General features: G+C 72.9%; 8 protein-coding genes. 2 read left to right on the forward strand and 6 right to left on the reverse strand.

Features of this window, described 5'->3' with window-relative positions; all coding sequences use genetic code 11:
• Positions 1 to 304: 304 nt before the first annotated feature.
• Positions 305 to 679 carry an RNA polymerase-binding protein RbpA gene (locus tag IG86_RS0135425; protein WP_007262928.1) on the forward strand — a complete coding sequence of 125 codons (375 nt, stop codon included), beginning with the start codon at positions 305 to 307 and terminating at the stop codon, positions 677 to 679.
• A gap of 76 nt (positions 680 to 755) precedes the next feature.
• Here the strand turns inward: IG86_RS0135425 and fxsA are convergent, their stop codons facing one another.
• The 4 genes from fxsA to IG86_RS0135445 form a co-directional block, all read right to left on the reverse strand.
• Positions 756 to 1,349 carry an FxsA family membrane protein gene (gene fxsA / locus IG86_RS0135430; RefSeq protein ID WP_030902361.1) on the reverse strand — a complete coding sequence of 198 codons (594 nt, stop codon included), beginning with the start codon at positions 1,347 to 1,349 and terminating at the stop codon, positions 756 to 758.
• Between the two features lie 251 nt (positions 1,350 to 1,600).
• Entirely contained in the window at positions 1,601 to 2,386 is a 786-nt protein-coding gene (locus tag IG86_RS0135435) for a polyprenol monophosphomannose synthase (protein ID WP_030832511.1), read from the reverse strand.
• 367 nt (positions 2,387 to 2,753) lie between these two features.
• Positions 2,754 to 4,382 (reverse strand): amidohydrolase, encoded by a 1,629-nt coding sequence (locus IG86_RS0135440; RefSeq protein WP_030832513.1) that lies wholly within the window; start codon positions 4,380 to 4,382, stop codon positions 2,754 to 2,756.
• A 57-nt stretch (positions 4,383 to 4,439) separates the two neighbouring features.
• Positions 4,440 to 4,880 carry an Lrp/AsnC family transcriptional regulator gene (locus IG86_RS0135445; RefSeq protein ID WP_030663734.1) on the reverse strand — a complete coding sequence of 147 codons (441 nt, stop codon included), beginning with the start codon at positions 4,878 to 4,880 and terminating at the stop codon, positions 4,440 to 4,442.
• 216 nt (positions 4,881 to 5,096) lie between these two features.
• On the opposite strand from IG86_RS0135445, the gene IG86_RS0135450 reads away from it, so the two are divergent.
• Positions 5,097 to 5,573, forward strand: a complete 477-nt coding sequence (locus IG86_RS0135450) for a hypothetical protein (RefSeq protein ID WP_030902363.1) — start codon at positions 5,097 to 5,099, stop codon at positions 5,571 to 5,573.
• A gap of 112 nt (positions 5,574 to 5,685) precedes the next feature.
• Here the strand turns inward: IG86_RS0135450 and IG86_RS0135455 are convergent, their stop codons facing one another.
• Both IG86_RS0135455 and IG86_RS0135460 read right to left on the reverse strand, forming a co-directional pair.
• Positions 5,686 to 6,777, reverse strand: a complete 1,092-nt coding sequence (locus IG86_RS0135455) for a phosphotransferase family protein (protein ID WP_030902366.1) — start codon at positions 6,775 to 6,777, stop codon at positions 5,686 to 5,688.
• 83 nt (positions 6,778 to 6,860) lie between these two features.
• Entirely contained in the window at positions 6,861 to 7,994 is a 1,134-nt protein-coding gene (locus IG86_RS0135460; protein ID WP_030902368.1) for an Rv3169 family protein, read from the reverse strand.
• Positions 7,995 to 8,128 lie beyond the last annotated feature (134 nt).

Genomic DNA, 8,128 nt, shown 5'->3' on the forward strand with positions numbered 1-8,128 from the left:
CACACCCGCTTCCGGTCCGGACGCACGAACGAATTCCGAACGGATTTAGACGTTGCGGCGAAGGGCCGGTAGTGTACGCCTTTGGCCTGCCAGGCGGACCGTTACTGCGCGCTAAAGAAGTCTAGACGTTGGGTGACATCTGCTGCCAGATGTGACAAAACGGGCACTGGTGGGTACAACAAGGGGCGGTACGACGGGCGACGCACGACCCGGAGCGGGAATCTATACCGCCGACCGGACGTTGACCGGATGACGACGACAGCGACACCTGTCCTGTGGGCGACAAGCCCGGGAGGCACGATTCATGAGTGAGCGAGCTCTCCGCGGTACGCGCCTCGTGGTTACCAGCTACGAGACGGACCGCGGCATCGATCTGGCCCCGCGCCAGGCGGTGGAGTACGCATGCCAGAACGGACATCGATTTGAGATGCCGTTCTCGGTTGAGGCAGAGATTCCGCCGGAGTGGGAGTGCAAGGCGTGCGGCGCCATGGCACTCCTGGTTGACGGGGACGGGCCCGAAGAGAAGAAGGGCAAGCCTGCGCGAACGCACTGGGACATGCTCATGGAGCGACGCACTCGCGAGGAGCTGGAGGAAGTGCTGGCCGAACGGCTGGCGGTCCTCCGTTCCGGCGCCATGAACATTGCCGTGCATCCGCGGGACAGCCGCAAGTCCGCCTGACAGCCGGACGAACGCACAAGCCGAGGGGCCCCGCCACACATCGTGTGGCGGGGCCCCTCGGCGTGCTCCCCGCGGCCTACGGCGCCAGCGGCGGGCGGTAGGTGGTGTCCGGGCCGGCCTGCGGGCCGGGCCGGTCGTCGCGGATGACCTCGCCCTGGACGACCTTGCCGTCGGGGTGGTGGATACGGGCCTGCTGGAAGGCGTCGCCGAAGCTGCCGGCGGGAGCCGAGGCCATCTTGCGCTCCAGGGAGCGCGAGGCCCTGCGGCCGACCCAGGCCCGGACGGGCGGGAGCAGCAGGACCAGGCCCGCCACGTCGGAGAGCAGGCCCGGCAGCATGAGCAGCAGGCCGGCCAGCATCGTCAGGCCGTTGCCCTGGCCGGGCTGCTGCGGGGTGGGCCGCGCGCCCTGCTGCGCCTGCTGGAAGGTGTCCGTCAGGTTCTTGAAGGCCCGGCGCCCGGCGCGCTTGATGACCACCGCACCGAGCACCAGCCCGCCCGCGATCAGCGCGGCCACGGCCAGCCCGCCGGCCGCGTCGGCGACCAGGCCGAGCAGCCAGATCTCCAGGATCAGCCAGGCGGCGATGGCCAGGGGGAGGAAGGTTCGGGCGGGCGAGCGCCGACGGGGGGCCGTCGGGGTGCCCGTTCGCAGGGATCCAGTGCCGGTCGTCATAGCACCCAGTGTGCCTGGGGCGGGATAAAAGTGTCCTCAGCCGGAGGTACGGGGCACCCCCTAGGGGGCGCCCCGCCGATCAGGCCGGATCAGGGAGCGGGGTCTGGGGCCGTGGATCGCAAGGCGGACGAGGGAGGCGACGCGGAGCGTCGTCGAGTGAGGACAACGCGGCGAGGCGCGGTGCCGGGCGCCGCGAGCCCGGCATGACCGGCGGGACGCCCCCTGAGGGGCGCCCCGCCGACCAGGCCGGATCAGGCCGTGCCGCTGCGCTTGCCGGTGTCCTTGCCGAGCAGCTTGGCCGCCTGGGTCTTGAGGCCCCACTGGGTGACCCGCCACAGGGCCTCCACGACGATGTCCTTGCTCATCTTGCTGTCGCCGAACTCACGCTCGACGAACGTGATGGGGACCTCCACCACGCGGAAACCCTTCTGCACGGCCCTGCGGGCCAGGTCCACCTGGAAGCAGTAGCCCGCGGAGGCCACCTCCTCCAGGCCCAGGCCCTCCAGGGTCTCGCGCCGGAAGGCTCGGTAGCCGCCGGTCACGTCCCGGATCGGGACGTCCAGCATCAGCCGGGAGTACGTCGAACCGCCGCGCGAGAGGAACTCCCGCGTCTTGGGCCAGTTCACGACCCGGCCGCCCGGCACCCAGCGGGAGCCCAGGACCAGGTCGGCGCCGGCCAGCGCCGTCAGCAGGCGGGGCAGCTCCTCGGGCTGGTGGGAGCCGTCGGCGTCCATCTCGACGATGACGCCGTAGCCCTCCTCCAGGCCCCAGACGAAGCCCGCGAGGTAGGCGGCGCCCAGCCCCTCCTTGCCCTTGCGGTGCAGGACGTGCACGTGGTCGTCACCGACCGCGAGCTCGTCGGCGAGCTTGCCCGTGCCGTCGGGGCTGTTGTCGTCGGCGACCAGGATGTGGGCCTCGGGCACCGCCGCCCGGACGCGGCCGACGATCAGCCCGATGTTCTCCGCCTCGTTGTAGGTCGGAATGATCACCAAGGCTGTACCGAGCGGCCCGTAGGTCCGCTGTCCGCCGTCGCTCACTGAGTCCCCTTTTGTGCTCTTGGCACGTCCTGTACGTCTGGTCGCAGAGGATGACTTTAGAACATCGGCCGCGGCCCGCCCCGGCGGTGCGGTGCCGGTGGGCCTCCCCCGCGGCGCCCGGTGGGGTGATCGGGGCCCGCGGTCCTTCGGGCCGATCAGACTCCCGCTGGCTGCGGGCCGCCGTGACCGTTGTCTACTGGACCGCCGGGCCCCGACCTGGGGCCACCCGCCGCCCGGCGAAACCTTCCCTCGCCCCCGAGGCGCGGGCGCGCTGAGCAGACGGATCCGTCCGGGCACGACGTCCTGTGGTGGACCCGGCCGAACCTATCCGGGTCCGAGCGCCCGTACCGAACCGAGGCCGACCGGATCACCCCTGTGGGCGTACGAATACCTCCCGCCCGCCGACGACGGTGGCGAGGCACACCGGCAGTTCGGAGCCGGGGGTCAGATCGGGCAGTCCGGGGGTGCCCGAGCGGGGGTCGGTGGACCATCGGGCAACCCGGTCGTCCGGTGCCTGGACGACCAGTTCCCCGGTCTGCCAGACCGCGTAGTCGGCCGGGGCGCCCGGGACGAGGATCCCCGCGTCGTCGCGGCCCAGCGCCCGCCAGCCGCCCCGGGTGTGGGCGGTGAAGGCGGCCCGCACCGACACCCGGTGCTCCGGAGTGCGGTGGAAGGCGGCCGCGCGCACCGTGCCCCACGGGTCGAGCGCGGTCACCGGCGCGTCCGAACCGAAGGCCAGCGGCACCCCCGCCCTCAGCATGGCCGCGTACGGGTTGAGGGAGCGGGCGCGGTCGGCCCCGAGCCGGTCGGCGTACATCCCGTCCTCGCCGCCCCAGGCTGCGTCGAACGCCGGCTGCACCGATGCGGTGAGCCCCAGCTCCGCGAAGGCGGCGATGGTCGCCGGGGTCATCATCTCGGCGTGCTCGACGCGGTGCCGGGCCGCGCGGACCCGGGCCAGGCCGACCTTCTCGGCCGCCGCCCGGACCCCCTCCACCACCGCGGTGATCGCCGCGTCGCCGATGGCGTGGAAGCCCGCCTGGAGCCCCTCCTCGGTGCAGGCCGCAACGTGCTCGGCGACGGCGACCGCGTCCAGGTACTCCGTACCGGTGTGCGAGGCGTCGGCGTACGGGGCGTGCAGGCAGGCGGTGTGCGAACCGAGCGCGCCGTCCACGAACAGGTCGCCCGCGGCCCCGACGGCCCCCAGCTCCCTGGCCAGGTCCAGGTCCCGGTCGGCCCAGTACCCGAACACGCGCGGCCCGGGCCGCTCCGCCGCCAGGGCGAGCAGGCTCGTGAAGTCCTCGGCGGAGGAGATGTCGGGGCCGCCGCACTCGTGCAGGGAACCGATGCCGAGGGAGGCCGCCCGGTCCAGCGCGGCCCGCTGTGCCTCGGCGCGCTGGGCGGGGGTGACCGCGGCGAGCGCGGCCCGCCGTACGGCGTGGTGGTCGTCGGCGGTCAGCGGCCGGTCCCCGTCGGGGCGCACCCCGGGGACGAGGTCGAGCAGGGCCGTGGTGACCACGGCCGAGTGGACGTCGATGCGGCTGAGGTAGAGGGGACGGCCGCCGGCGGCCTCGTCGAGCTCGGCGCGGCGCGGCGCGCGGCGCTCGGGCCAGCGGGCGGCGTCCCAGCCGTGCCCGAGCAGCACCCGGTCGCCGGGCCGGCTCGCGGCGTACGCCCGTACCAGGTCCAGCGCGGCGGCCAGCGAGCCCGCTCCGGTGAGGTCCAGCCCGGTCAGGGCCAGACCTGCGGAGGTGGTGTGGACGTGGGCGTCGGTGAAGGCCGGCGTGACGAGCGCGCCGCCGAGATCGACGACCTCGTCGACGCCCTGCGCGAAGGCGTCGGCCGCGCCTTCGGAACCGACCCAGGCGATGTGGCCGCGTTCGACGACCATCGCCGTGGCGAAGGGGTCGGCGGGGCTGTGTACCTCGCCCCCGCGGAGGAGGACGGTCCGGGTCGGTGCTCCGGCGGCTTCGGCGGAGTGGGCGGTGCGGTCAGTCATGCCGACCAGTGTCCCGCGTCGCCCCGCCCCTCCCGACCGCCGGGTACCCCTTCGGGGTTACACGCGGGGCGGGCGCGCCTCGTAGGGGGTGGAGAGGACCACGGTCGTCCGGGTCGCGACGTGGGCGAGGGCCCGCAGCCGGCCCAGGAGGTCCTCCAGCTCCAGGGGGGTGGCGACGCGCACCTTGAGGATGTAGTTCTCGTCGCCCGCGACGCTGTGACAGGCCTCGATCTCGGGTACGCCGGACAGCCGGTCGGCGATGTCGTCCGGGGCGCTCGGGTCGAAGGGCTTGACCGAGATGAATGCGGTCAGCGGCAGGCCGACGGCCTCCGGGTCGACCACGGCCGCGTAGCCGCGGATCACCCCGCGCTGCTCCAGACGGCGTACCCGCTGATGGACTGCCGACGTGGACAGTCCCGTGGCCTTGCCCAGATCCGTGTAGCTCATCCGCCCGTCCCGCACGAGCAGATCAACGATCTGGCGGTCCAGCTCCTCCATTGCGCTCATAGCCGCTCAACTTACGGCCAAAGGCACTCCAGGCCCAGTGCTGTCCGCCCACTGGAGGCATCTGCGCCGGGCATGTGACCAAGGCCACAGGGGTATGCAGGCGGAGGCCGGTCTGTTGTGGTTACTCGTGACGCTCGACGGGAATTGGTTGCTGTGGCCGAGGCCGAAGAACCTGCCCGCCCGGCCCACCCAAGGGGGAGTACATCCATGCTGAACACCAAGCGCGCCGGTCGCACCGAACCGGAGCCTCTCGAACCGCTCGACTCCGGGGACGACGCCTACCCCGAGGACGGCGAATACCTCGACGACGCCGAGGGGTTCGGGATCCACCACGCGATCTGCCCCGACTGCGGCCAGTCGATCGCCCTCGTCGCGGACGAGGAGTACCTGCCGCAGCACGCGCTCTGCCTGACCCCGTGGAACCCCTTCGGGCTCACCGTGTGCGCCGGTACCGGCCGGCCCGCCACGGACGCCCTCCCCTCCGTCGGCGCGCTCCCGTCGGCCGAGGCGCAGGAGCTGGAGCTGGACCCCTTCACCCTTCCGGCCCTGCCCCAGGGTCTGGACTGGCGGACGCAGCCGTTCTCGCACGTCGGCGGGCCGGGCTCGCGCCCGATCCGCGTCGTGCGCCCCGTTCTGCCGCAGCCGCAGGCGCAGACGCGTCAGCAGCACGCCCAGGCGGCCTGAGGACCGAGGACCCGCGACCGCCCGGACGCCCGGTCGCGCGGCCGGCCGGGGGCCGTCGGTCCCGCGCCGCCGGTACCGCGCAGCCCGTCCGCTTCCGGCGGCCCCTGCTCCCCTACCAGTACGTTCCCTGCACCATGGCCGCCAGACTGGCGTGGTGCAGGATCAGGCCGTCAGGATCCCCCGGGACCTCGACCTCGCCGAAGTGGGCCTGCCGGTAGGCGATGCGCAGCATCACGATCGCGTGCCGCAGGGCGGCGTAGAGGGTGTGGAACTCCATGTCCCGCGGGGTGTGGCCGGTCAGTTCGGCGTAGCGGCGCTCCAGGTCGTCGCGGCGCAGGAAGTCCGGCAGACCGGGCTGGCCGAAGCTCACGGTGAGGTCCTGGAAGAACCGGTGGAGGTAGACGGTCCAGCCGAGGTCCACCTCGCGCGGGGCGTACGCCGCCATCTCCCAGTCCAGGACCGCCACCGGCGTGAACCCGTCGTAGACCACGTTGCCGATGCGGGCGTCGCCCCAGTTCAGGACGGCGGGGCCCTCGTCGGCCGGCCACAGCTCCTCCAGGCGGGCGAAGGCCCGCTCGATCAGCGGGGAGGGCGCGAGTCCGCCCACCACCCAGGCGTAGTAGGCGCGTTGGCCGTCCACGTGCCGGCGCAGCGGACTGCCCTCGCCCTCGGGCAGCAGGAACTCGGCCTCCTTGGCGGGGAACTGGTCGTGCAGCCGGGCCAGCAGGGAGATGCTCGCCTCCTGCAGCGCACCGCGTTCGGCGTCGGTCGCCGCGTGCAGCCAGTTGCCCTCGTAGGTGTAGGGCATGACGTCGGGCGGGACCCGGCCCTCCGCGCGGGCCATCACGAAGAACGGCGCCCCCAGCGGCCCGGGGTCCTCCTCCAGCCACTGCACGCGCGGGACGGGCAGGTCGGTGTGGTCGGCGACCAGGCTCATCACGCGGTGCTGGCGCGGCATGTCGTACGTCGGGAAGACGGTGTAGGCCGCCGGGTCGGCGGCGAGCCGCAGCGCGCAGGCGTGCAGCGGGGTGTCCGGGTGCTCTATGTCGAAGAGCAGGGTCTCGCTGGACATACCGTTCGAGCCGGGTACGGAGACGTTGGTGACCTTCGCGCCGGGGAGCCGGGTGTCGAGCCAGGCGGCCAGGCGGCGGCCGAGTTCCTCGGGCTCTCGGGTGGAGGTGCGCGGACGTGGTGCGGTTGCCATGGGGACCCCTTCTCCTTCTCCTTCTCGGGCCTGGACCTGGACCTGGGCCTGGGCCTGGACTTGGCAACTGGACCTGCGGGGACTCACGGGGCGACGGAGGAGTAGTCGGCGAAGCCGCTCGGGTCGTGGCGGCCGAAGCTGCCGTGCTCGAAGATGCCGTGCCCGGTCTGACCGTCGAGCGTGAAGCGGGCGGAGTGGTCGGTGACCCCGAAGGCCGCCATGGGGTGGGCGGCGGGGTGGGAGAGGTCGTAGACGCGCCGGTCGCTCCAGCCGCGGCCCTGCCAGGTGCCGTGCTGCCAGTCGCCGGCGGGCGGGTAGCCGGCGCCGACGGCGAGCGGGGAGGAGTTCAGTATCTCCACGCCCAGTTCGAGGGGCTTGCGGGACGGGTCGGTGAGGTGGACGACGGCGCTTACGGGATGCCGGCTGCCGGGGCGATAGCGGATCTCGGTGTGCGGCCAGCCGAGCTGGACGTCCGCGCGACCGCTGTCCTCGGGGAAGACCTGCACGGCCTCGTTCAGGGTGCGGTGGCCGTCGGCGTCCTCCTGGGCGATGACCATGACGAAGCGGTCCGCGAACCGGACCGGGATCCAGAGCCAGTGGAAGCCGTCGGGGCGGTACTCCTCGGCCGCCCGGCCCCCTTCCTCCCCGGGAATCGGCCGTACGCCCCAACTGCGGTCCCGCGTACCGCTCCACTCCCCCGCCGTCAGGGTGAACTCCTCGCCCTTGGCACGGATGGTGCCGGTGACGTTGCCCGCCTGGACGAAGCGGCGCCCTTCCAGCATGAGGCGGTCTCCGCGCCGCTGGATGTGGTGGGGCTCCCACACGGCGGGGAACTCCGCGGTCCAGGTGATGTCGTACGAGAGCCCGTGCGGGTCGTCGGAGTCGGGGGCGCAGCGCAGCGTGAGCTGCTTGAGCGGCACGTCGACGACGATCGACAGGGGTCCCACCGAGAGGTTCATCCGGTCGTCGGTGAGGGCGTCGGAGGCCCGGACCGCGAGGAGTTCGTCGCCGATGCGGAGGGTGGCGTAGGCGTCGATGACGCCGGCGTTGGGGTAGACGCCGAGGCCCAGGATCAGGACGGCGCGGCCGGCGTGGTCGAAGACGTGGAAGATGCACCGGTCGTAGGCGTTCCGGTCGCCGCTCACGAGGTGCTTCATCGACAAGGGGGCCTGGTGGATGGGGTACTCGTCGAGTGCGACGGGCCGGTCTACGGGCATGACGGACCTCCGGGACGGCTGACATCGGGGGGCGGCGCGGGCGGATATGACGGTACGTCAGAAACGCCCACCGAGGCCACCCTTCTGGCACGGTCTGACAGACGGGCACGTAGTGGCGGGGGGCGGGGCGGGGG

Origin of the sequence: Streptomyces virginiae, assembly GCF_000720455.1 — a bacterium.
GTDB classification, from domain to species: domain Bacteria; phylum Actinomycetota; class Actinomycetes; order Streptomycetales; family Streptomycetaceae; genus Streptomyces; species Streptomyces virginiae.

What these genes read in the sequence shown, in the direction of transcription:
- IG86_RS0135460 (WP_030902368.1), bottom strand. Translation starts at nt 7,994, where the DNA reads ATGCCCGTAGACCGGCCCGTCGCACTCGACGAGTACCCCATCCACCAG.
- IG86_RS0135455 (WP_030902366.1), bottom strand. Translation starts at nt 6,777, where the DNA reads ATGGCAACCGCACCACGTCCGCGCACCTCCACCCGAGAGCCCGAGGAA.
- IG86_RS0135450 (WP_030902363.1), top strand. Translation starts at nt 5,097, where the DNA reads ATGCTGAACACCAAGCGCGCCGGTCGCACCGAACCGGAGCCTCTCGAA.
- IG86_RS0135425 (WP_007262928.1), top strand. Translation starts at nt 305, where the DNA reads ATGAGTGAGCGAGCTCTCCGCGGTACGCGCCTCGTGGTTACCAGCTAC.
- IG86_RS0135440 (WP_030832513.1), bottom strand. Translation starts at nt 4,382, where the DNA reads ATGACTGACCGCACCGCCCACTCCGCCGAAGCCGCCGGAGCACCGACC.
- IG86_RS0135445 (WP_030663734.1), bottom strand. Translation starts at nt 4,880, where the DNA reads ATGGAGGAGCTGGACCGCCAGATCGTTGATCTGCTCGTGCGGGACGGG.
- fxsA (WP_030902361.1), bottom strand. Translation starts at nt 1,349, where the DNA reads ATGACGACCGGCACTGGATCCCTGCGAACGGGCACCCCGACGGCCCCC.